General features: G+C 37.3%; 18 protein-coding genes. 6 read left to right on the forward strand and 12 right to left on the reverse strand.

Going from position 1 to position 23,386, the window contains the following annotated elements:
- A complete protein-coding gene (locus E4N74_RS05120; RefSeq protein WP_255819170.1) occupies nucleotides 1–855 on the forward strand; it encodes an NAD(+)/NADH kinase in 855 nt (284 codons plus the stop codon).
- A 69-nt stretch (nucleotides 856–924) separates the two neighbouring features.
- Nucleotides 925–2,577, forward strand: coding sequence for an ABC-F family ATP-binding cassette domain-containing protein (locus E4N74_RS05125; protein WP_255819171.1), 1,653 nt, complete (start codon nucleotides 925–927; stop codon nucleotides 2,575–2,577).
- Nucleotides 2,578–2,593: 16 nt separating this feature from the next.
- Here the strand turns inward: E4N74_RS05125 and E4N74_RS05130 are convergent, their stop codons facing one another.
- From E4N74_RS05130 to E4N74_RS05185, 12 genes are all read right to left on the reverse strand, one after another.
- On the reverse strand, nucleotides 2,594–4,384 hold the full coding sequence (locus E4N74_RS05130; protein WP_255819172.1) for a [FeFe] hydrogenase, group A: 1,791 nt from the start codon (nucleotides 4,382–4,384) through the stop codon (nucleotides 2,594–2,596).
- Nucleotides 4,378–6,207 (reverse strand): NAD(P)-binding protein, encoded by a 1,830-nt coding sequence (locus tag E4N74_RS05135; RefSeq protein ID WP_255819173.1) that lies wholly within the window; start codon nucleotides 6,205–6,207, stop codon nucleotides 4,378–4,380. The genes E4N74_RS05130 and E4N74_RS05135 overlap by 7 nt, the downstream gene beginning before the upstream one ends.
- 127 nt (nucleotides 6,208–6,334) lie before the next feature.
- Nucleotides 6,335–7,426 (reverse strand): cobalt-precorrin-5B (C(1))-methyltransferase CbiD, encoded by a 1,092-nt coding sequence (gene cbiD, locus E4N74_RS05140; protein WP_255819175.1) that lies wholly within the window; start codon nucleotides 7,424–7,426, stop codon nucleotides 6,335–6,337.
- Between the two features lie 56 nt (nucleotides 7,427–7,482).
- Nucleotides 7,483–8,928: an ABC transporter ATP-binding protein gene (locus E4N74_RS05145; RefSeq protein WP_255819176.1), complete on the reverse strand. Its 1,446-nt coding sequence runs from the start codon at nucleotides 8,926–8,928 to the stop codon at nucleotides 7,483–7,485.
- Complete coding sequence (locus E4N74_RS05150; protein WP_255819177.1) at nucleotides 8,919–9,605, reverse strand: energy-coupling factor transporter transmembrane component T family protein; 687 nt, start codon at nucleotides 9,603–9,605, stop codon at nucleotides 8,919–8,921. Before E4N74_RS05150 ends, E4N74_RS05145 begins: the two co-directional genes overlap by 10 nt.
- Nucleotides 9,605–10,183 carry an MptD family putative ECF transporter S component gene (locus E4N74_RS05155; RefSeq protein WP_253689616.1) on the reverse strand — a complete coding sequence of 193 codons (579 nt, stop codon included), beginning with the start codon at nucleotides 10,181–10,183 and terminating at the stop codon, nucleotides 9,605–9,607. The genes E4N74_RS05150 and E4N74_RS05155 overlap by 1 nt, the downstream gene beginning before the upstream one ends.
- 85 nt (nucleotides 10,184–10,268) lie before the next feature.
- Complete coding sequence (locus tag E4N74_RS05160) at nucleotides 10,269–10,907, reverse strand: TetR/AcrR family transcriptional regulator (protein ID WP_002689987.1); 639 nt, start codon at nucleotides 10,905–10,907, stop codon at nucleotides 10,269–10,271.
- Between the two features lie 148 nt (nucleotides 10,908–11,055).
- Entirely contained in the window at nucleotides 11,056–11,580 is a 525-nt protein-coding gene (locus E4N74_RS05165) for an NUDIX domain-containing protein (protein WP_002679290.1), read from the reverse strand.
- 90 nt (nucleotides 11,581–11,670) lie between these two features.
- Complete coding sequence (locus E4N74_RS05170) at nucleotides 11,671–13,002, reverse strand: MATE family efflux transporter (protein ID WP_255819178.1); 1,332 nt, start codon at nucleotides 13,000–13,002, stop codon at nucleotides 11,671–11,673.
- 242 nt (nucleotides 13,003–13,244) lie between these two features.
- A complete protein-coding gene (locus E4N74_RS05175) occupies nucleotides 13,245–16,301 on the reverse strand; it encodes a DEAD/DEAH box helicase (RefSeq protein ID WP_255819179.1) in 3,057 nt (1,018 codons plus the stop codon).
- Nucleotides 16,295–17,125: a Hachiman antiphage defense system protein HamA gene (locus E4N74_RS05180; RefSeq protein WP_253721703.1), complete on the reverse strand. Its 831-nt coding sequence runs from the start codon at nucleotides 17,123–17,125 to the stop codon at nucleotides 16,295–16,297. The genes E4N74_RS05175 and E4N74_RS05180 overlap by 7 nt, the downstream gene beginning before the upstream one ends.
- A gap of 185 nt (nucleotides 17,126–17,310) precedes the next feature.
- The gene (locus tag E4N74_RS05185; protein ID WP_255819180.1) at nucleotides 17,311–17,970 is read right to left on the reverse strand and encodes a TetR/AcrR family transcriptional regulator; all 660 of its coding nucleotides are present in this window, start codon (nucleotides 17,968–17,970) and stop codon (nucleotides 17,311–17,313) included.
- 161 nt (nucleotides 17,971–18,131) lie between these two features.
- Here E4N74_RS05185 and E4N74_RS05190 point away from each other — a divergent pair, with 161 nt between their 5' ends.
- The 4 genes from E4N74_RS05190 to E4N74_RS05205 all read left to right on the forward strand — a co-directional run bounded on the left by E4N74_RS05190 (nucleotide 18,132) and on the right by E4N74_RS05205 (nucleotide 23,307).
- On the forward strand, nucleotides 18,132–18,851 hold the full coding sequence (locus E4N74_RS05190; protein WP_255806417.1) for a class I SAM-dependent methyltransferase: 720 nt from the start codon (nucleotides 18,132–18,134) through the stop codon (nucleotides 18,849–18,851).
- A 42-nt stretch (nucleotides 18,852–18,893) separates the two neighbouring features.
- Entirely contained in the window at nucleotides 18,894–19,715 is an 822-nt protein-coding gene (locus tag E4N74_RS05195) for a glycoside hydrolase family 191 protein (RefSeq protein WP_255806418.1), read from the forward strand.
- 435 nt (nucleotides 19,716–20,150) lie between these two features.
- A complete protein-coding gene (locus E4N74_RS05200) occupies nucleotides 20,151–22,502 on the forward strand; it encodes a fibronectin type III domain-containing protein (protein ID WP_255819181.1) in 2,352 nt (783 codons plus the stop codon).
- 151 nt (nucleotides 22,503–22,653) lie between these two features.
- A complete protein-coding gene (locus E4N74_RS05205) occupies nucleotides 22,654–23,307 on the forward strand; it encodes a uracil-DNA glycosylase family protein (protein ID WP_255819182.1) in 654 nt (217 codons plus the stop codon).
- Nucleotides 23,308–23,386: the final 79 nt, after the last annotated feature.

The following is a 23,386-nucleotide window of genomic DNA, read 5'->3' on the forward strand; positions in this document are numbered from 1 at the left end:
TTGAAAAAAGCCCTTATAGTTTTAAGTATTGAAAAACCGAATGCAAAAAATATTTGTAAAGAAATCGAAACTTTTTTATCGGCAAAGGGAGTCGATTCTTTTGTATATAAATATGACGGAATCTCCCATTATCCCGAATTAAATGAAGACTATGATCTTGCAATAAGCCTTGGCGGAGACGGTACGGTTTTATTTACTGCCCGTTATAGTGCTCCGCGGCATATCCCCGTTTTTCCGATAAATTTAGGGCGCTTCGGCTTTATAGCAAATATCGAACCTAAAGAATGGGAAGATGAACTTTTACACCTCTTAAACGGAAAACAAGCCTTACATAAAAGAATGCTTCTTTCAGCTTCAATAAAGCGGAAAGATAAAGAAATTGTAAAATATGAAGCCTTAAACGATATTGTAGTTTCCGGTTCGGGCATAGCAAAGCTGATAAACTTGGATATTTCGTTTAACGGAATTTCTTTCGGTATTTTTAGAGCTGATGGGGTGATTGTTTCCACTCCTACAGGTTCAACTGCCTACTCGGCAGCCTCAGGCGGGCCGATTTTGGATCCCGATGTTTCGGCCTTTGTTTTAACTCCTATTTCTCCCTTTTCGTTATCGAACCGCCCCTTGGTTCTTCCGTCATCGGGTCAAATGAAGATAAAAATTCTTCCTGCAAGAGTGAAAGATATTATAGTTTCAATTGACGGACAGGAAATGGTTTCTTTAAAAGAAAGCGATGAGGTTATAATAAGCGAATCTCCAAATAAGGTAAAAATGGCAGGCTGCTCTCCAGATAATTTTTACAAGGCCCTTAGGTCAAAGCTCGGCTGGTCGGGTTCTTCCTCGCCTAAATTAAATTGATGCATAAAATTTTGACACAAAAATTGAATTGATTGACATTTTATTCCCTTTATTGTATTATTGTAGTTTATGATTACAGTAAGCGATTTAAGTTTAAAGTTCGGCGACAGGCCTCTTTTTAAAGATGTCAATTTAAAATTTACAAAAGGCAACTGCTACGGAATTATCGGCGCAAATGGAGCCGGAAAGTCTACTTTTTTAAAAGTGCTTTCGGGAGAATTGGAGCATGACTCAGGAGAGTTCAGTATTACCCCCGGAGAGAGAATGGCTGTTTTAAGGCAGGATCACTTTGCCTTTGATGAATACAGCGTAAAAGACACGGTTTTTATGGGCTATCCTAAGCTCTACAATGTTAGAAATGAAAGAGAAGCCATTTATGCAAAAGAAAATTTTAGCGAAGAAGACGGAATAAGGGCTTCGGAGCTGGAGGCGGAATTTGCCGATTTAAATGGCTGGGAAGCTGAAAATCAAATAGAGCAAATTCTTTCAGGTTTAGGCCTTGACGAAAACTATCATGACAGAATGATGAGCGAACTTGATGAGGGGCAGAAGGTAAGGGTTTTGCTGGCTCAGGCTATCTTCGGAACTCCCGATATTCTTCTTTTGGACGAACCGACAAACGGTTTAGACCTTGAATCCATAGCATGGCTTGAAGAGTTTTTAATAGACTTTCCCAATATTATAATTGTTGTTTCTCACGACAGACATTTTTTAAATACGGTTTGTACCCATGTTTGCGACATTGACTACGGCAAAATCCGCATGTATTCCGGTAACTACGATTTCTGGTACCAGATGAGCAGGATTATGCAAAGGCAGGCTAAGGACCAACAAAAAAAGAGAGAGGAGAAAATGAAGGATTTGAGGGAGTTTATCTTACGTTTTGCCTCAAATGCTGCAAAGAGCCGTCAGGCAACCAGCCGAAAAAAAGTTTATGATAAACTGGCCTTAGAAGAAATTGAAGTTACAAGCCGCAAATTCCCTTATGTTCATTTTAAACCCAATAGGGAAATCGGAAACAATGTTGTCCGCACCGAAAAAATCTCTTATAAAACGCCCGACACGGCCGAAGAAAAAGGAATTCAGCTTTTAAGCGATTTTTCGTTTACGGTAAACAGAACCGATAAGATAGCCTTTGTAGGTCAAGAGCATAATTCAAAAACCGCCCTCTTCGATATTTTAACCGGAAAATTAAGCCCCGATTCGGGAGATGTTTACTGGGGACAGACAGTATCCTATGCATATCTTAATAAGGACAATTCCGAGTACTTTAATAACGATTTAAATATTACCGAATGGCTTAAACAATATTCCCCCGACCAAGATGATGCCTATGTAAGAGGCTTTTTAGGCCGAATGCTTTTTTCGGGTGATGAGTCCTTAAAGCCCGTAAATGTTCTATCCGGAGGCGAAAAGGTGCGCTGTATATTGAGTAAGCTCATGCTTTCGGGAGCAAATGTTTTAATATTGGATGAGCCGACAAACCATCTCGATCTTGAAGCTATCACGAGCTTAAACGATGCCCTTGTAGAATTCCCCGGTGTTATTCTTTTTAACTCTCACGACCATGAATTTATTTCTTCAATTGCAAATAGAATTATCGAAATTACCCCCAACGGCGTAATCGACAGGATGATGAATTTTGACGACTATATAAAAGACGAGCACGTCAAAAAACTGCGTGAAGAACTATACGGCAACACCAAAAAGATGCAGATTTAAAAATCTGTTCTATAAATTACGATTGAAATCTCTCGTTTATAACATAGCCCTTTCGATCCCGCTTCGGACTTCTCGGCATTTCCCATATAAAATGGTCCGTATGCAAAAGACTGTGAGCCTTATGACTGTTCGGCTTTTCAAAGAAGTTATTATATAAATTCTTTATATCCTCATTTTCATGCGAATATCTTATTTTTGAATTACTGTCGATAAAATAAAGATTTTGTCCTCGTTCAAAGGCCAATTCAAAGCTATCATGTATGGGCTGACCTCCGCCTCCTACACAGCCTCCGGGGCAAGCCATAATTTCTACAAAATCATAATGCTTTTCGCCGGCTTCTATAGAATCTATAAGCCGCCTTGTATTGGCAAGTCCGCTGGCTACTGCAATACTCAAATTATTCTCTTTTAATGTAAAAGAGGCTTCTATAATTCCCGTCTCTTTTTGTAAGGAATGCCTTACAACTTTAAAAGCATCCGGCGGACAATTTTCTCCCATTATGGCATAATAGGCAGTACGCAAGGCCGCTTCCATAACACCGCCTGTAGCTCCAAAAATAATTCCCGCACCTGAAGCATCATGGAAAAGTTTATCAGGTTCCGTTTCTTTAAGGGTTTCAGGAAGAATATGTGCAGACTTAATCATCCTTACAAATTCACGTGTAGTCAAAACACAGTCCATATCATGTCCTGCATACTCTCCATAGAAAAGCTCCATGTTAATCTCGCCTTTTTTTGCAACACAGGGCATAATTGCAACGGAAAAAATATCTTCAGATTTTTTACCGATTGATTCAGCAAAGTACGATTTCATAACCGCACCGAACATTTGCATGGGAGATTTTGCCGAAGATAAATGAGAAACCAAATGAGGATATTGACTTTTTATAAAACGAACCCACCCCGGACAACAGGAGGTAAACATCGGTTTATCTTTTAGCTCTCCTTTAGAAAAACGCTCAAGGAATTCATAGGCTTCTTCCATTATGGTCAAATCGGCCGAAAAACTTGTATCAAAAACATAGTCGGCCCCCATTCGTTTTAGGGCATCGAATATTTTGTTTACGGAAGCATCTTTTAGATCAAGCCCTAAGTGTTCTCCCCAAGCCGTACGGATTGCAGGCGCTACCTGCACAACAACAACCTTATCAGGATCGGCAACTGCCCGCCAGAATTTTTCCGTGTCATCTCTTTCACGCAAGGCACCAACAGGACAATGGGTAATACATTGACCGCATAGTGAGCAATCTGCTTCGGCTATAGTCCTTGAGCCTGAAACATTTATTGTAGTTCTTGCTCCCGTTCCTTCCAATTCCCAGATATTAAGACCTTGAACTTTATCGCAAACCTGAATACAACGCATACATTTAATGCATTTTTTTGAATCCCTAATTAGAGGAAAATTCTTATCCCATGGCTGATGTTCAAGCTGTTCTTCATATAATACATCTTGAATATTAAGATCGTTTGCCAGTGTTTGTAAAGCACAGTTTCCGCTTCTTACACAGGTTGCACACTTACAATCATGTTGAGACAAAATCATCTGAACGGTTCTTCTTCTGTCAAGCCTTACTTTGGGACTATTGGTATACACAACCATTCCTTCTTCAACAGTATTATTACAAGCGGTTATAAGTTTTTCCTTGCCTTCCAATTCAACAACACATACGCGGCATGCTGCAATTTCATTGATCCCCTTTAAAAAACAAAGTCTAGGAATAGGAATACCTGCCTGTTCCGCAGCTTCCATAATTGTCATATCTTTATCAACATTTATTTTTATATTATCTATTGTTAAGTTTACCATAATCTTTCACGGCCTCCCTTAAATATTCCAAAGCCGAAGTGATCGCATTTTAGACAACGGTTTGCTTCCTGACAAGCCTCTTTTTTACTCATACAGAATTCTACCCCTTCAAAATCCTTAATCCTTTCGGAGGCTTCTCTTTCTCCAAGCTCAACCCTTCCGCAGGCAAGGCGGTCATCTATATTGGGAATTGGGATTTCTATATCACAGCTTATAGTGTGGCTGTAGCCTAAATATTCGTCTATGTTTGCAGCCATAACCTTTCCGGCGGCAATGGCTTTTATAACAGTTGAGGGGCCTGAAGCACAATCCCCTCCTGAAAATAATCCCGGAATTCCTTTAAAACTTGCGCTGGGCATCGTAAAAAGCTTGCCCCTATCAATCGGTATACCTGATTCTTCATAATGCTGAGTTTCTATATCCTGTCCTATTGCAACAACAAGTACCTCACACGGAATAAAAATATCAGGTTCCCCCGTAGATACAACGGAGGCTCTGTCCTCTTTTATTTTGGAAATCATCTGAGGAGTAACCCAAACGCCTGTGAGTTTTCCATTCTTTACTTCGAGTTTTGAAGGAGCTTTTAGGGTCATCATTTCAACACCTTCGGCTAAGGCTCCTTCTATTTCGGCAGGAAGAGCCGTCATATCGGCTACACGCCTTCGGTAAAGACAGGTAACTTTTTCCGATTTTAAGCGGACAGCCGTCCGCACTGCATCCATGGCGACGTTTCCGCCTCCTATTATCGCTGTTTTTTTACCTGTTAAATCCATGCCCTTATCCATTCCTACATCTCTAAGGAATTGAACGGCAGAGATAACGCCTTCGGCATCTTCTCCTTCAATGCCCAGTTTTTTGTCGGTTGAGGCTCCAATTGCTATAATAGCCGCATCATTATTTTTTATAAGTTCATTGAGTTCTATATCGGTTCCTATTTTTTTACCGTAGATAACCTTAACTCCGGTTTCGAGAATTGCATTTATATCTTCGTCCAATCTGTCCTTAGGAAGCCGGTAATTAGGTATACCGTAACGAAGCATGCCTCCTAATTTGGGCAACATTTCATATACGGTTGTCTGATGCCCCATGAGCTGTAGATAATAAGCAGCGGTAAGCCCTGCAGGACCGCCTCCGACTATGGCTATAGTCTTTCCTGTAGAAGGTGCACATGGAGGGGGCGGAACTTTTCCAGCAAATTCAACGGCAACTCTTTTTAGTCCTCGTATATTTATGGCACTGTCTACCATGTTTCGCCGGCACCTATGTTCGCAAGGATGTTCACAGATAAAGGCACATGTAGAAGGAAAAGGATTGTCCTTTCTGATTAAACGGACAGCATCGGCATATCTTTCATCCCTGACAAGAGCAATATAGCCCGGAATATCCACATTTGCAGGACAAAGGGCTACACAGGGTACGGGCTGAGTTGTTATACAGCCGCATCTTCCGTGTTTTATATGTTCTTCGAAGTCATCACGGCAATAGATTATGCTTTTATAAACCATATCGGCTGCTTCATACCCCAGTGCGCAGTCTGCTGTCTCTCTTATCGACTTTGCAGTTTCTTCAATAAGTTTGATGGTTTCCATTTCAGCTTTTCCGTTTAGAACATCAGTTAAAATATGCTTTAACTGTAAAAGACCGATACGGCATGGCACACATTTTCCGCAAGTTTGGGCATGACACATTTCGATAAAGGCACGTGTTATGTAAACGGGGCAAAGTCCGGGCGGACTTGCTTCAATTCTATGTTGAAGATTCTCATACAGTTCTTCAATTATAATTTGAGACCGATTTTGTGAAAATATCTCAAGTCGACTCATTTGCATACTCCTTATGTCATATATATTAACCTAAGTTAACTCCACTTATACCTTTAATTGTACAATATGTTTACTAAAATAGCAAGTTTTAATTTGATAACTTTAGAATTTTTTTTCTATAAATTGTTTATTCTACAAGGCCGTATTTCATTGAATATATTAAAACCCTTATCGAAATGCTGTCATCCTTGAGGTATTTTTTGATTCTTTCTTCAGCTCCTCTTTCCATAGCTTTGATGATAATTTCCATCTTGTTTTCAACAAGATAGTTGAAGGCTTCTTCGGCAGCTAAAAAGGCATTGACCGTTTCGATTGTTTTTTTGTTTGACCCATGCATGGCAAGGTAATAAACAAAGGCTTCCATACGGGTGTCGGCGGTGCGGTTATGAGTGTTAAAAATTCCTATGGAAAGTTTTGCAAATTTCCCGATATGACCGAGCAAGGTCATGGTTTTAAAGCCTTTAGAATAGGCATAGCTTAAACTATCCCCTATGTAGTTTGACATTTTTACTGTGGGAAGGTCTATTATGTTTTTTAGCTTTTCTTTAAGGCCTTCACCGTAGTTTCCGGGCACTAAGAGTATTTCTTTTTTTTTCGAATTTTGTGATATTCCGTCTATTTCAAGATAGATGGTTTTTTTGATGGCATCTTCGCTCATAGGATAGACTATGCCCTTTGTGCCTATAATAGAGATGCCGCCTTCAACACCGATATTTTTATTAAAGGTTTTTTTGCCGATTTCGGCTCCTTGAGGGCTGAAAATTTCTACATTGAAGCCCCTTTTTGAAACCTTTAAAACTTCTTTCTCTATCATTTGACGGGGTACGGGATTGATGGCAGCCTCCCCTACTTCTCCGAAAAGACCTTTTTTGGTAATTCTTCCTATACCCTCTCCCCCGTCAATAAGAACCTTCCCATCGTTTCTATAAGAGACCTTGGCATGGATGTAGATGCCGTCGGTGCTGTCAGGGTCGTCTCCCGCATCTTTTTGAACGGCTGCCTCTCCAATAGCTGTCCCGTCTTTGTTTTTATAAAAGCGGCAATGCTCTACCGGAAGGTCAAGGACAAGTCCTGCAGGCGTATCGATTTTAACCGAGGTCATAGTTTCACCGTCTAAAATCAAGGCCGCAGCCTTAGCCGCCGCCGCCGCACAGCTCCCCGTCGTATATCCGCATCTTAGCTTTTGTCCGTCTTTGTCGATATATAAATCCAGTTTCATTTTATAGATAAGATTATAGCATTAAAAATGGGTTTAGAGAAGATGGCGAATTTGAGTTATATTGAAAGTTTTCCCATAAACCCAATAATTTCTCTTTCATTTCCGTTTACCGGAATTTTCTTGTATGCGTTTTCAGCGAGCAGAATGGCGGTGTTGCAGACTTTGAATAAGAGTTCCAAGTCGTGGGTGATGATGAGCACGGGGACTTCTTGAGCACAGTGTAAGATGAGCTTTGCGATTTCGTCCATGCGTTTGTAGTCGAGACCGCTGGTCGGCTCATCTAAGATGATGATACGCCGGCCGCTTAAAAAAGCCGTTGCAAGAGCGAGCCGCTGCTTTTGTCCGCCTGAAAGTTCCTGCGGATGGTCAAGCCTCTTTTCCCAAAGGTCAATTATGTGCAGGTACTCAGCCGCTTGTTGTAAATAGGCTGTATCTTTCAGCTTTGAAGAAGGGATAAGCTCGTTTTCTACCGTGTCAAAAAAAATCTGATAGTCAACATCCTGCATCATATAATACGCATTTCTTAAGCGCTGCCGCCGCCACTTCCCGTAACCGATCTGCCCCTTGCAAGACACAAGCCCGCCTAAGGCCTTACCGAGCGTAGTCTTTCCTATACCGTTTTTTCCGATAACGGCGGTAATCTCTCCTGCGTGTACATCAAACGAAAGATTTTTGATAAGTTCCTGCCTGCCGATAGAAACGCTCAAGTCCTCGATATGCGTAACCGCTTGTTTCGGTACCGAAGGGTTTTCGCAGACAAGACTGTCATACCGTATTGCCCTCAGTCCGTACCGCCTGCAATCCTCTGTTGTCAATTCACCTTTCAAAAAGATTTTTTCGATAGTGCCGTCCTTCATGTAGATGAGCTTATCGTACAATTCATTTAAGAAAAATAAACGGTGCTCGGCAATGATAATCGTTTTTCCCATCGCCTTTAAATCCCGTATCATCGCTTGAAATTGCACAATACCTTCATAGTCGAGATTAGAAGAAGGCTCATCGAAAAACAGCAGCTTTGTGTCATAGATGAGTGTGGAAGCGATGGCGACCTTTTGTTTTTGCCCGCCGGAAAGCTCTGAAAGTTTCGCGCCTTTAAGCGATTCTATCTGCATCGTTTGAAAAGCAGCATCGGTTTTTTCGCACAGGGTTTGAAAATCCATACCGAGATTTTCTCCGGCAAAGGCAACCTCTTCCTCTGCGATGGTAGCAAAAAACTGATCACTCGGATTTTGAAACACATTGCCGATGTACTTTGCCAATTCGCCCTTTTTATAATCCAAGATGTTCTTCCCTAAAATGCGCACCTCACCGTCGAGTATTCCGCCGTAATGATAGGGAATTAAGCCGTTTAATATCCGCGTTAAGGTAGTCTTCCCGCAGCCGGAAAAACCCGTAAGCACAACGAGCTCGCCTTCTTCAATGCTCAAATCAATGGCATGGAGCGTGGGACTTTCATCATTTTCATAGGTGAAGTTTTTTATTCTTGCTTCTACTATGCCCATACGGATCTCCATAGTAAAAAAACAGCTGCTAATAAACCCGCCGTATCATACCAGCCGAAGTGCACCGGTCTATAACTCGTCTTTTTTCCTTCGTATTCAATCCCCTTTGCGATTATCGAAGAGGTCAGCGTTTCACTTACATGAAGACATTTATAAATAAGGGGAATAAGATAAAGCTCAAACGAACGGATAGGATGTAACAGGCTCAAACGTAAGCCCCGCACCTTCATGCCGTTTCTTATTTCTTTTAGCCGCGCCGTCATCTCGTCCAAAAAGCGTAAGGCGGTAACCAGTCCTATCGAAATAGATTGCGGTGCTTTTACCGCACGCAATGCGCTCATAATTTTTAAGGGACTGGTTAAAATCAATATCCTTCCGATGTTAAAGATAGGATAGAGCCTTAAAAATAAGGCTATCAATCCTATCAATGCTCCGGTTGTCATTCCTAAATCGACATATGCCAAGAGCTTTATCAGCAAAAATAAACCGATATAGACTACAGCTCTTTTTATGCCTTCCGAGTATGAAAATAAAACCAAAAAGAAAAAGCTCATACCGAGCAGCACATAATACATGGTTTGATTGACAAGAAACACCAAGAATGATGTGAGCAGTATGAGGATAAAAAGCGTTATCGGATTCATTGACCATCCTTGAGTGTTTCTTGCCGGCTTCATTATAATACGCTCTTTTTACTGCTCTTTTCAAAGAACTTTTTGTTGATATAGGTACCGAATAAGCCTGCCAAAGATTCCAAGACGATGTTGCAGGCTACCGCTATTGCGATGGCTTTTCCCGTATAAAACCGAATCATCCACTGAGCTTGTTCACTTGAAATAGACGGAGCGAACTTCGTAATTCCTTCCGCACCTAATACTTTGACAAATATAATCGGGTGCATTGCAACGACAAACATTGCAGCCGAAAAAGCGATTGAAACTTTTACATTGCTTGAATAATCGCCGATGATGAGCTCGGCAAGCACTGCCGAAACCAAACAAATCGGTATCATTATCCAATAGCCCATAAGGGTATATAACAATCCGTAGATAAGCCAAAATAAAAATGCCGTCCAGCGGTGTTTTACTTTTTTAGCCGTTATCACAAAAACAGGGCCGACTGCAAAAGCGGCAAATCCTGCAGAAGCGTATAAGGCTATGGCTCCCAGTGTTCCCGTCAGCATCGAAATTGCCATTCCGATTACAAACCCGATAACCGTCAACACGGCTATCCGTACAATGTCTTTTAACTTCATAAAAAACCTCCAATATTTTCAATTATAACATTGTTATATTTGAATCTAAAAAAAATAGATTCACTTTCCTCATTCATAATTACAATTAAACCGTGCGCATTTTTTTCCAGCCTTCATTAAAGAAGTCCGCAATTAAATAGGCATTGTGTTCGGCTTCTTCTTTTGTTTCGCAATGAACGGCAACTTCCGATAGTGCATACAGGTAGGCATGGTTCAGTAAGTGAATGCCTTTTTTGGTGATTACTTGGGCAGCCTTCTTTTTCCCGTGAATCATCTCCAAGATTTTCAGGTGATTTTCATCTTCTTTTTCTATTATTTCATCTAAAAAATGCTCATGTTTTGTTCCGTATGAACAAAACGCCAAGAGCTCGAAAATATCTTTGTTATCAAAAAAATAGGACACCATATCGACGGCTCCCTTTAGTTTTAAATCGAGGATTGCTTCGATTGTTTGTTTTGTGATAGCCGTTTCTTTTTTATACATTGTAAAACTTTGTTGTTTGAGCAAGCTATAATGGTACTCTATATCGGTAATAACCGGCTGCACCAATTCGGAAAAAAGAGCTTCTTTGTCTTTAAAATGACCGTAAAAGGCTCCGGTCGTAACACCCGCCTGCGCACAGATTTCCCGCAGATTGGCTTTTTCAAAGCCCTTCTCTTTGAAAATCTTTTTCCCGCATTCCAGAATTTTCTTATGCGTAAGGTCAAAATCTCCGTTTCCCATTAAAAGCACCTGTCAAATATAGCTTAGTTATATTATAAGGGTTTTTAGTTTTTTGTCAATAAGGGATTCCGGATATTTTTTTAAACGAGTGAGGTTGTTTGTGGGCATGAGAGAACTTCTTTAATTATAAGTTGGGTATTCAGTTTTTTTAGAAATCACTTATCAATTCTTTTGCTTTCATAAGTATCGGCAACTCTCTATTCGCAATGAGTTTTCCTAATCGGCTGTTTGAGTATTTATTATATTTATCTATAGCTTCTTTATAACTTAATTTTAAAGTAGATAAATGAAAATCTTCAACTTCTGTTTGTGTCATATTCTTATCACCGAAGGACTTTACTCTGCAAAGATAATAATTATTTAAATTATGCCTGTGAATTAAATTATAGTAATCACTGACAATTCCTATTTTAGAAAGAATATCAACTTCCACACCTAATTCTTCCTTAAGTTCTCTTCTAATTGCATCTTCCAAATCTTCGTTCGGTTCAACTCCGCCGCCTGCTGTCTCAATCAGTGTTACTTTACCAAAATCATCATCTCTATGAACTTTAACAAAATAATAATTTTCATAATCATCAATTACAATAGCTCTTACAATTTCTCTATCATGATCAATATAAGTGAATTCCCACTCGGTATCTTGTAATTCAATTTCAAGTATATTATTCATATAATTTTGATTATACTTATTATTCCGGATTTTTTCAACTATTTAAACTAAATTTACTCGGAAAAATATAAAAGCTTTGGAACATTTTTCTCACAACCTCCTCAACACCCTCTGCTGCATGATAAAGCCGATGAGTATCATTGTAAAATCAACGGCAGGTTCCGCCCACCATACGGCGAGGTTTCCGAACAAGTGCGGCAAAATCAGCATGGCTGGAACAAAGAGGATGAGCTGACGCAAGAGAACAATCATTCCGGCTTTTTTGGCGTCTCCGATAGATTGGAAAAAGGTAAGCGTCATAATCATAATTCCGTATAAAATAAATGTAGAATAAAACAGTTTGAAATTGATAAGACCTGCTGCAATGATTTCCGGGCGTACATTGAAGATTGATAAAAGGCTTTCGGAAAAAAGCATTGCCGGAACCCACGAGAGAGCTGCAAGAAGCGTTGCCCCGTACATAAAAAGTTTCATCGTTTCCCGCACTCTTCCGTATTGCTTGGCTCCGTAGTTTGCACCGATAACCGGCTGTAAGCCCTGACTCATACCCCACAGCGGAATAAACGAAAACATGTATAGCCGCATTGTAGCGGACATTAAAATCCCCCAGTTATCGCCGCCGAAGGTAAACGCCTGTTTGAACAAAACCGTTTGCTGCACTGCAAACAAAAGCTGCATGAGCATAGCCGAGCTTCCGATGCCGAACATTTCACGGTAAATTTCTTTATACTTTTTAATTTTGTGTATTTTGACAAAGGGACTTTTTTTCGCAAAATACCGCAGGGTTAAAACCGCCTGCACCATTTGCGACAGTACCGTAGCAATCGCCGCTCCCTCAATTGCGTACTCTCCCATCAAGAGCATAAAAATCGGATCCAGCACGATATTGAGTAATGCCCCCGCTCCCATAATGAACATGGATTGTTTTAGAGCACCCTCGCCTCGCATGGTCATATTTCCGGCTTGAGCAAAGTTTACAAATACCGAACCTAAAAATACAATCCGCAAATACCGCACGCCTAAATCTTTAATTGCTCCTTTTGCTCCCACCATTTCCAAAAAGTACGGAGCTGAAAGCACACCTGCCGCCGTAATCAATGCCGAAAAAAGCAGCATCCAATAACAAACATTGCCGAAGATTTTATCTACCGTTTCCGTATCACCCTTGCCGATTGCCCGCGACAAAATCGAAGCACTTCCGACACCGAGCAACGCCGATACCGCTCCGTTTATCAGCGTCAGCGACATAGAAATACTGATTGCGGACATTGCATAATCGCCGATAATTCTTCCTGCAAATACACCGTCCATAAACGGGTACAGCCCGATAACGACCATTCCGATTATCCCGGGAATCGCCAACTTAAAAAGCAGTTCTCTCGGACTTTTTGTCAATAACTGTGTTTTCATATCTTGGTTCATTGTAATTCTCCTATAATTTAATTTGTAATTCGTAATGCTTAATTAGGAATTGTTTTTAATCGTTCTAATTCCTAATTCTTAATTAAGAATTGACAACACTGCATGCTAACATTGTTATCTAAAATATGAAAAAAGTCAAGGGGATGATGTGGATTTTATATAAAAGAAGTATTTTTTTTTGCTAAAATTAATGGGAAGAGGCTTTATTGGAAGTATGAAAAATTATGGATAATAAGTTCATATTAAATTTTTTGTAACCTATCCATAAAATATGATGGATAATTTGACAAAACAGATTTTAATTCATTTTTGTGATTCTTTATTATTGATTTTACTTTTATTTTACTACTACAATCAAAATTTTTAAGTACTTCAGCAATTTTTTGAGAAATAATTCTATCTGCAAATCCAAGCTCATATATACATACAGACTCTTTATTCGGTAATCCATATCTTATCCTATAAATTATATCATTTAAAGCTTCCTGTATGTTTTCACTGCAGTCTTTAGTATTTAGTATCTCGATAATAGCCTGTATTATTGTTAATGAAGCAAATCCAAAGTCTGAGTCACATAAAGTTATTATATCTTCCAAAGAGATATTCCTACTCTTTTTACCTCGCTTAATTAGCAAATCTACTGACTTTGAATAGTCCCAAATTTGAATATAGCTTTTACCATTAATCCACATTTTTAATAATTCATAAACATGGCTATCATCAATAAATTTAGGTATAATCTTACAATTTTCAGATTCTTTCAATTTATTAGCAATCAAGTTAATTAATGTATCAAAATCCGCATTTGATATTTCGTATAAATTGTCATCTATGAATTTAGATAGTTCTTTCATTGTCAATATACCTAACATACTTTTTCTATAAAGCAACCTATCACTAGCTTCAAGAGTATCAATATTACTTTTAATGAGATTATAAATGGTTTTTAATTCTTCCTTTTCTTCTTCATTTGCCAAATAGTATCCATATGTAGATTGAATAATATCAAAACTCTCATCTTCAATATCTGCAAAGCCAAGTATGAAATTTTCCAATGACACTAAAATATGTTCTATTCCTTGCTCTTTATATTCAAGAATGCTGTTTTTTGTTGCAGTATATTCCGCCTTATTAGAATATCTGGATTTAATATATTTTTTCAACAAGTCAAAAGAAATTACTCTATTATTTCCCAAATCAACTTCTCTGACTAATTTCAAAAGATTACTAGAGCACTCCTCAGAATTATCAGCATTAAGCAATCGTTTATATTTTTTTTGCTTATAAGTTTCCTTACTATTTTTATAAACATCTTCTGTTAAAATGATTGTCCCTTCTGTCTCTTTTCCTGCTCTTGCCGTTCTTCCAATCAAATTATGAAAATCCCTAACCTTAATTACCTGCTTTGATTGATAAATACTAGATACAATTAAATATTTAATAGGTAAATTTACACCCTGTGCCAATGTAGAAGTGCATACTACACAACGGATTAATGATTTTTTCAATGCATATTCTTCAGCAATTCTTACTCCGTTAGGCACACCCGAATGATGCCCTACAATACCATTTAATGCTGCTATATATAAATTATTTTCACCAAGGTGTTTTTTTATTAGATATGCAATTTTTGAACATTCAGTTTCATCTGATAAGGTAGAAAAATCCTCTAACGAGATGCCTCTTTCTTTCAAATCAATAAATCTCTTTAGAATATTATTTACAGTATCCTTTTTTGAACAAAAAATAGCTATACTCCCATTTGCAATCAATTTAATTGCATAGTAAATACCTACATCTTGCTTATTATTCTTAAAATCAGGAAAATATCTTAACTTTCTCTCTCCATCTATCTTCTTTAGTTGTTTTGTTTGAACTACTCTAGGTACATAAAATTCTTCCTCTAAATTTTTATTAGGTTCCACAAAATAAAGATTACTATAAGCATTATTGATATTAGTGGAAGTAAATTTATTAAAGGCTACCGTTTTTTCTGATGTCTTAATAGTATTATTCCTTATTACAATACCATCTTTGTTAATCCATGTGTTTAGCTGTTCAGCATTCGAAATTACTGCTGAAACTAATATTTTCTGTGCATCTGGTTTAAGATAACTATTAATAGTTGTTAATAAAAGTTCATAATCCGTCCCTCTTGCTTCATCATCAAACAAATGAGCCTCATCAAAAATAATCATGTTAATACTTTCAATTATTTCCGTATTGTGTTTTAAAATATAAGCCAACTTTTCTGGAGTCATAACAAATACTTTTTTGACAATTGACTCAGATGTGACTAATTCTATTTCACTAGGTTCAGGAATATCAGAAAATTCAGTTATATTTATATTTTCATCAAATGCAAAAAAATTTTCCATATCAAACATTATTTCCTTACATAAAGCCCTGAATGGAGCCACAACAATTACAATGGAAGTTCTATTAGATAAAAAAGCGGCTTGTACAGCAAGTGAAACCGAAGTTGTTTTCCCTGAACTTGTCGGCATTTGAATAACACCTGATTTCCCTTTGAAAATTCCTTTTTCTCCCAACAAAAGCTGAGATGACCACATTTCTTTCATCATCGCATTATTCTTAAATGTTGAAATCCAATTATCCTTATCAAGTCCAGAATACAGTGGCATTAGATTAATACAAGAATTATAAATTTTCTTTTTTAATATTGCTAAAATAATATCTGTAAATAATATTTCTCTGTCGTTGCCAAGTTTGTAAACATAACTTCTAAAGTCATTGAAATTAGTGTTATTAGTTTTTTTGCAATCAAAAAATACATTATAGTACTCAATCAATTGTGTAATATAACTTCTATATTTTTCATCTATACTGTCAATCTTAAATTCATGATTATTATCTAATAACCACATTATTACATTTTCTAATCCAGAAGCAGAAAACTCGAAATCATATAAATCCGGCATAATACTCATCATTACTTTTGAACTTCCATTCATATTGCAAAAATAATAAGTAACTGCTCCCATTAAAATATAATATGGGTTCATCTCTATACTCATTTTGGATTGGAAATATGAATCAAAAAATCTTGAGACAAAATATAATTCTTCTTCCTTGTTCTTTGGAAGAATTATAGGTGCTCCTTTCATGTTCCATATTTCATTAGCGATGTCTCCAACTACTCCAATACTAAGTAATATGAGATCATTGGCTTGATTTTCAACTTCAATATGAAGATTCTCCGGCACTCCATATTCATACATTTTTGCTTTTGCTCGAACTTTTTTCAAATAGTACTTTGAAGTACTTTCTATCAACATAAACAAGCCCTCCTATACAAATCTCTTAAGAAAAGCTTTAATTCTTTAGAATAAATTATTAATACATTTGTAGATTTTATATTTTCATGCTGACTATTAACCACATCCAAAACTACTTGATCTGAATACAATTCATTATCCAATACAGCAACTGCAAAAAAGTCTAAATAAAATGGATTATCCGTTTTATTTTGAAACCTTTCTACTATTTTAGCCTCTTCAATTCTTGAACGGTTAAGTAATCTTCTTTTTTCAGCATTTAGGGATTCTCCTATTCTCACCCTATCTTTAACAGAGTGTTCTATTGCATCTTTAACAGTTGTTTTACACAAACTATTTTTATTTCCAGATATACTTGAGCGAGTCTTTACTTCAGCAACTATTAAGTGATCCGTTTCGCTTGGATTATCAATATATTTAACTTGATACCCTATTACATCACTTCCAGGAACCGGCATATTAGGATTGACTTTTTCAAAATATCTAGTCCTGGTAACATAGTGTTTTAGCACAAAATTTATATAGTCATATACCAATATCTCACCGAATTCTCCTGACATAGTCGAAGCACCTAGTTTATTTTGATGATTGGGAAATATATTCTTCTCCAAAAACTCTTTTTGCGTTAATCCTGTTCCCTTAACTAGAGGCTCTAACAGGATCTCTTCAACATAATTATTTCTTAATCCAGAAGCCCAACTATTCAAAATACTATCATCTAATAATTCATTATTAAGTTTATATACCTGTATTTCTTTTCCGCTTGAAGAAGGTATAGATTTGTCAAACACAAAATATTTGCTATTATCAAAAAACGAAGTCATTCTAATCTCCACTGCAAAATTTATATAATTACTGATGCATTTTCTAGTCTTGAGTCCAGACTTTTCATATTAGATAAGTCATATAGTCTTTTTAAAAATGCAATAATTTCATTTCTCCCATAATAAATCTAATATACAAAATATATTTCAAAAAAATTATATTATTGTTTTATACCGTTAAAATACTAAACTAAAATTCCTCTTAGACTTTTATTTTTCCCATCTCCCAATCCAAAAACCGTCCTCCAGCCGGCGGAAAAAAAATCGGCAAGGGTTTTCATTGAGTTTAAAGCATCTTTTTTTTTGAAATTATGCAGTACGGTTTCAAAGATGCATGAAAAATATGCATGGGTCAGCATGTGCAGTTCTTTCGGCGGAAGACGGCGGACGGTAATGCCTTTTTTTCCAAGCAGTTCGCAGGTTTTATACATATCCTTAATTTCCCGCTCTACCATCCAATCGGTAAATTCGGCATATTTTGTACCTGAGGCGCAGCAGAGAATCAGCTTAAAGGCTTCAAGATGATCAAAAATATAAGAGACAAAATCTTCAAGAGCTTCTGCCGAGACTTTCCATATTTTATCGATACCGCTGTTTTCAAGCACAGTAAAACATAGTTTTTCGGAGGCGGAATACTGTGCTTGCAATCCCTGAATTGCAGGTTCCACCAATGCGGAAAAAAGGTCGGCCTTATCCTTAAAGTGCCGGTAAAATCCGCCTGTGGTAACGCCTGAAAGCCTGCATATTTCACGCAAATTGGCACGCTCAAAGCCTTCTTTCAAAAAAAGTTCTTTACCGTTTTTGAGAATCGTTTCGTGTGTTTGTGCGTAAGTTCCGGTATTCATATTTTCCGCCTTGATAACTATGTTACCAGTATATTTAAAGAAAAAACTTTGTCAATAGGAAAAATTTTTACCGCTTGATAACCATAGCACTTAACCGTATACTAAGCTTATATATTTTACAAAAAAACTATTACCAAAGCTGAGGCCTTATAAGGAAAACTATGAATGTATATGATTTAATTGCAGAACATTACAGCGAACTTTTTCCGATTGAAGCGGAAAAAATTGATTTTATCAGGCATCTTTGTCCTTTACCCGGCAGGTTATGCGATGCAGGCTGTGCAACCGGTGAGCTTGCAATGGGTTTATATCAAAAGGGATATAATATATGCGGACTCGACTTAAATGCAAAGATGATTGGAATTGCAGAAAAGAAAGCTTCTTGTATCCGCAAAACAGGTGAGCTTATGTTCTATCATGCAGATATCGCCGATATTATGCAGTTCGGTAAATTTAAGGGAGTACTGTGTTTCGGTAATACGCTTCCGCATTTGCGTGATGAAGATATTCTCCGCCGTTTTTTTAGTTCCGTGTATGGGTCATTAGAGGAACACGGCATCTTTATTGTTGAAGTTCTCAATTATGACCGCATCCTTGCTGATAAAAAAATGAACTTTAAAGATAAAGAAACAAAAGATTTTATTTTTAAGCGGCACTATGATTTTTTACCTGACGGGGATATCAGATTTACTATAGAATTTACCGATAAGCTGTGCAGTACCGTTGGTTCGGATTTTACGGTATTACATCCACTTAAGAGGCAAATGCTTTTAGCCTTATTTAAGCAGGCAGGATTCAAATCCGTTTCAGCATATTCTGATTACAGCTTTACGGAAAGCCGTGCAGAAGATTATGCCGTAGTATACACAGCAAGTAAATAAATAGGTATAATCCCGTATTCTGATTTTAACAAGGAACAGTTTATGAAAAACATAAAATATCTTTACATGGTTTTGATTTTTTTTACGATTATTGTAATAAAAGGCATGGCGGCAGAAAACAACAAAGAGTACAAAGTATTGATAGGTATGGCCTCCGACAAAGCGGTAAATCTTAAAGGAATAAAAACACTGGTAATTGAAGCTGAATTTTTTTCTAAAGAAGATATAGCACAGCTTCACAAAAACGGGAATGTTAATATATTTTCTTATTTAAACATCGGCTCTATCGAAACATTCCGCGATGATTATGAAGCATTTAAAGATATGGCTTTAGGCGACTATGAAAATTGGGATGAAGAAAAATGGATAAATGTTGCAGACAAAAGATGGCAAAAAAGAATTAAGGATAAAGCACGGCTCTTATCTCAAAAAGGCATAGACGGTTTTTTTCTTGATAATGCTGACATATATTATCATTATAAAACACCCGAAATATATCGGGGACTTATGACCCTTTTACATGAAATACATAAAGAAAATAAACCTATTATAATCAACGGCGGAGATACTTTTATAAGTCAGGCAATGAAGCAAAATGCTCTTAAAGGAATCGTAAATGGAATCAATCAGGAAAGTGTATTTACCGAAATCAATTTTAAGGATAACACATTTGGAGTAAAACCCATAGAAGATAGAGAGTATTTTCTTGCCTATTTGGATCAATGTAAAACCTATGGATTTACCGTCTATTTACTGGAATACGGCCCAAGCAAAAAAATTGAAAAAGATATAAAGGCTTATTGTCAAAGCAACGGATTTATCTACGACATATCCCATTCATTGCAGCTCGATAAACTTTTTTAATTTTATACTTCGATATTTTTATGTCATTTTTATAGCAGTCTTGACATCTTGCAGTTTTTAGACTATTATTTTCACATGGTTAAGTATTTTTTGTGTTTAACATTAGTTTCTTTGCCTTCCCTTTTTAGGCTTTGTAAAGAAACAAAAAATGTTAGCCTGAGTTTACCCCCCCCATTTTCTCTATTAGTTCTAATATCTCTAGTTACTTATTTTGTTTTTATCATATAAGTTTTGATTTTTCGAATAAAATTTTTTCTCAATCTAAAAACTTTGTTAGGTTTTTAGATATGCCCGTCGAGTTTTTCATAAGCCTTTATGTATTAATGACTTATGAAAAACATCGCAAGTCAAATTTAAGGAAAACCTCTAAAAAACTGAAGTTTTTAGAAGTTCCCTTTTATATAAATTAATTTCTTTAAAAGGAGAAAATTAGTCATGGAAAAAACTAATTTAAAAATTAAGAAGAAATTCTTAAATCGGGCAGTATTTTTTACTGCATTGTTGTTGGTTGCGGGCTTATTATTTACAGGCTGTCCGCAAAAGCCTGAGGTAAAACCGGAAACAAAGACCGGAGAGCCTATGACTCTTACTCTTAACCAAAGTCCTGAAAAGACAGTTTGGACAAAGGACAAGGTTACCATCAGCTTTACTTCAAGCACTTCGGTAAAAACTGCAAAATGGAAAAAAGGCGTACACAGCGCAAAGGATGTTTTGGCAAGCGGAACGGCAATTACCGGCAATAGTTTTGAGGTAAGTGAAAACTCTAAGTATTCCGTGGCTGTTCAGGACAATGAGGGCCGAAGGGAAGTTGAAATTATTGAGATTAGCAATATAGACAAAGAGCCGCCTTCAAAGGTTAAAAATCTTAGAGCATACTACAATTCGGGTACCCAAATAATAAGCTTAAACTGGGATGCTTCTATAGATACCGATTTTTCCCACTATCTTGTAAGTTACAAAAAGGGCGGAACGCCGATTGTAACGGAGCAGGTCAAAACCGAAACAAGCTTTACGATTGAAAATATTGAACCTGACGGATCGGAATATGAATTCAGCCTTAAGACTGTAGACAGAGCAGGAAACAAGGGCGAAGAAGCAAAAATCTCCCTTACCGCCTCCATGAGTCCTTCCCTTACTGCGATACTTTTAAACCGTAAACATCTTGCATACAATGATCCCGATCTTACGATAAGACTTACCATTACAGGTTCAAACTTTAACCTCATATCAAGTCAAACCGATACTACAGTAAAGGCCGGTATTTTTGATGAGGAAGGAGCCTTACAGGGAAGTCTTGTAACGGTTACATCCATAAATACGGGAAATAATCAAGCCTCTGTGGACCTTACAGCTCCCCTTATTTCATCCAATGATGCAAGTTTTGAAGGTAAAAGGTATACGGTAAAGATAAAGCTTTGCGGAAATTATTCTCCTGTAACGGAAAGCTTTGTAATCACAAAAGAAGCAAGGCTTTCCGCACAGCCTGAATTAAGCTTAAAAAGTATAGCTTCAACTGAGGTAACTGGTGAAACCAAGACAAAGATTACCATAACAGGAGCAAATCTTGCAGTTGCAGGAGGCATAAAGGTAAGACTTTATAATAGTGAAGGCGGAATAGAAGGAGATGATATATCCGTTGATGCAAGGACTCAAGAGGCAGGAATCGTCTCAAGCTTTAAAGCGGATATCCCCGTACCCCAAAAAGAAGGAGTCTTTATAGCTAAGGTATTTTTCGGAGATAAGGAACAGACGAGAATTTATTCTAATCTGTCATACAATTACGGACAAAACATAATCAATCCTACAATACAGGTATATGGAGTTCCTAAATTTACCTCCTTTTATATCCCTAAAGCCGGAACCTCAAAGGAAGACTCAAAGCTTATTGCGAGGGTAAGGGGAACAAACTTTAAGGCTCCGGGCGTAACTCCGAGTAACTTTACCTTAAGCTGCACAGATAAACCTTCAATTACAAACGGTTCTACCGTTAGCATCCTAAGCGATACTGAGCTTACAGTAGAACTGACAATCCCCGGACAGGCAGGAGATTATATCGTAACAACTACAAGCGGAAGTCAAAGTCTGAACGGCACCTTTAGTGTAAAAGACTATAGCGAGTACACTGTAGGTAAAATCGTGCTTGCGGATAAAACGCTTAAATCTAAAGATGAGTATACAGCGATAGAGCCAACTAATCCTCCTGTTGCAATTATTGCAGGGGTAAACGGCTATGGAAGAGCAATAGGTATAGCCCTCCATATAAGCCAGTCAGAATTACACTGGGCAAAGTATGGAAGCTCCGGTTATAATACGAAGTTTGAAGGTATAATCTGTACACCCTCTGCTACAGGAGAGGGTACTGCCTCAATGGCAACATTTACCAGAGACCTTGACGGAAGCGATAACTGGGATTATATATGCAGTATAGACCCTACAGGGACACAGGATGCTGTTGTTGCAGAAAACTATCCTGCCTTTGACTGGGTAAATCGGTATAACACGACATATGCTGCACAGCTTGGCGGTGCAAATATTGCGTGGTATATGCCGAGTCTTCAAGAGCTTTGTCAAGTTTATAAGAACCGCGAGGCAATCAATGAGAGCCTTGCAAAGATACACGGTCTTGGAAACTCATATTCCGATTCAAGCCTAGATACTTCGTCGATTTGGTCGTCGTCTCAGAATTCCTACGAGTATCACGCGTGGCTAGTCCATTTCGGCAATGGCGGTGTGGGCAACTGGGACAAGAGCAACTATGTTAGCGTTTGTTGTCTAGCAGGCTTCTGATAAAAACGGTACATCCGTGTACCGTTTTTATCGGTTTGGAACCTCGGACATTCTGTCCTTTGGTAAATAATCAAACTGCCCTTATAAAAATTTCCGCAATTTATAGGGGTAATCACAAAAAGCGGAAAAATTATATTTTAAGGAAAATTTTATGAACAACAAAAACAATTCTGCTTTAAATAGCAGCACAGAACATGTACATCCGTTTGAGCCCTTCGTTTCTAAAACCACAAAGACACTAATATTGGGTACCTTTCCGGGAAAAGATTTTACGGATCCTAATAAAGAGAATGACAAAGAAGATTGGTATTACGGCAATAAGCGTAACGAATTTTGGGAATTAATAGAATATGCTTTAGGCTGTAAAGAAAATTTATTAAAGACAATAAAAGAAAAAAAAGAAGTATTGGAAAAACACAATATAGGCATAACAGATATTGTCAAAAAAGCAATACGAACTGAAAATAATAATTCAGATAAAAACCTTGAAGTTATGGAAACTAACGATCTTAACTCCCTTCTTGATAAATATAAAGGTATTGATACAATCGTACTTACTTCCAAAGACATGTACAAAAAATTTTTTAAAAAATATTATGTAGAAACTGACGATGCCATTTTAAAACAAGATAAAAACAATAAACCGGAAACTCATGAAGAACAAGGTAAAAAAATAAATATCTATTATTATACTTTTAAAGGAAGGCCAATCCGTGTTGTTCCATTGCATACTTCCGCAAGAAAAAATGTAGCAATAGATATAAAAAAAGCACTATATAAATATATACTTAACGATACTAAGTAATCTTACCCCGCTTAAAATCGGACATGGATGTCCGATTTTAAGCGAACCCCTTGAATTTTTACAGATTTTCTTTTATACT

Origin of the sequence: Treponema putidum (assembly GCF_024401155.1) — a bacterium.
Taxonomy (GTDB): domain Bacteria; phylum Spirochaetota; class Spirochaetia; order Treponematales; family Treponemataceae; genus Treponema_B; species Treponema_B putidum.

Coding starts and splice junctions, on each gene's coding strand:
- E4N74_RS05125 (WP_255819171.1), top strand. CDS start 925: ATGATTACAGTAAGCGATTTAAGTTTAAAGTTCGGCGACAGGCCTCTT.
- E4N74_RS05130 (WP_255819172.1), bottom strand. CDS start 4,384: ATGGTAAACTTAACAATAGATAATATAAAAATAAATGTTGATAAAGAT.
- E4N74_RS05135 (WP_255819173.1), bottom strand. CDS start 6,207: ATGAGTCGACTTGAGATATTTTCACAAAATCGGTCTCAAATTATAATT.
- cbiD (WP_255819175.1), bottom strand. CDS start 7,426: ATGAAACTGGATTTATATATCGACAAAGACGGACAAAAGCTAAGATGC.
- E4N74_RS05145 (WP_255819176.1), bottom strand. CDS start 8,928: ATGGGCATAGTAGAAGCAAGAATAAAAAACTTCACCTATGAAAATGAT.
- E4N74_RS05150 (WP_255819177.1), bottom strand. CDS start 9,605: ATGAAGCCGGCAAGAAACACTCAAGGATGGTCAATGAATCCGATAACG.
- E4N74_RS05155 (WP_253689616.1), bottom strand. CDS start 10,183: ATGAAGTTAAAAGACATTGTACGGATAGCCGTGTTGACGGTTATCGGG.
- E4N74_RS05160 (WP_002689987.1), bottom strand. CDS start 10,907: ATGGGAAACGGAGATTTTGACCTTACGCATAAGAAAATTCTGGAATGC.
- E4N74_RS05165 (WP_002679290.1), bottom strand. CDS start 11,580: ATGAATAATATACTTGAAATTGAATTACAAGATACCGAGTGGGAATTC.
- E4N74_RS05170 (WP_255819178.1), bottom strand. CDS start 13,002: ATGAACCAAGATATGAAAACACAGTTATTGACAAAAAGTCCGAGAGAA.
- E4N74_RS05175 (WP_255819179.1), bottom strand. CDS start 16,301: ATGTTGATAGAAAGTACTTCAAAGTACTATTTGAAAAAAGTTCGAGCA.
- E4N74_RS05180 (WP_253721703.1), bottom strand. CDS start 17,125: ATGACTTCGTTTTTTGATAATAGCAAATATTTTGTGTTTGACAAATCT.
- E4N74_RS05185 (WP_255819180.1), bottom strand. CDS start 17,970: ATGAATACCGGAACTTACGCACAAACACACGAAACGATTCTCAAAAAC.
- E4N74_RS05190 (WP_255806417.1), top strand. CDS start 18,132: ATGAATGTATATGATTTAATTGCAGAACATTACAGCGAACTTTTTCCG.
- E4N74_RS05195 (WP_255806418.1), top strand. CDS start 18,894: ATGAAAAACATAAAATATCTTTACATGGTTTTGATTTTTTTTACGATT.
- E4N74_RS05200 (WP_255819181.1), top strand. CDS start 20,151: ATGGAAAAAACTAATTTAAAAATTAAGAAGAAATTCTTAAATCGGGCA.
- E4N74_RS05205 (WP_255819182.1), top strand. CDS start 22,654: ATGAACAACAAAAACAATTCTGCTTTAAATAGCAGCACAGAACATGTA.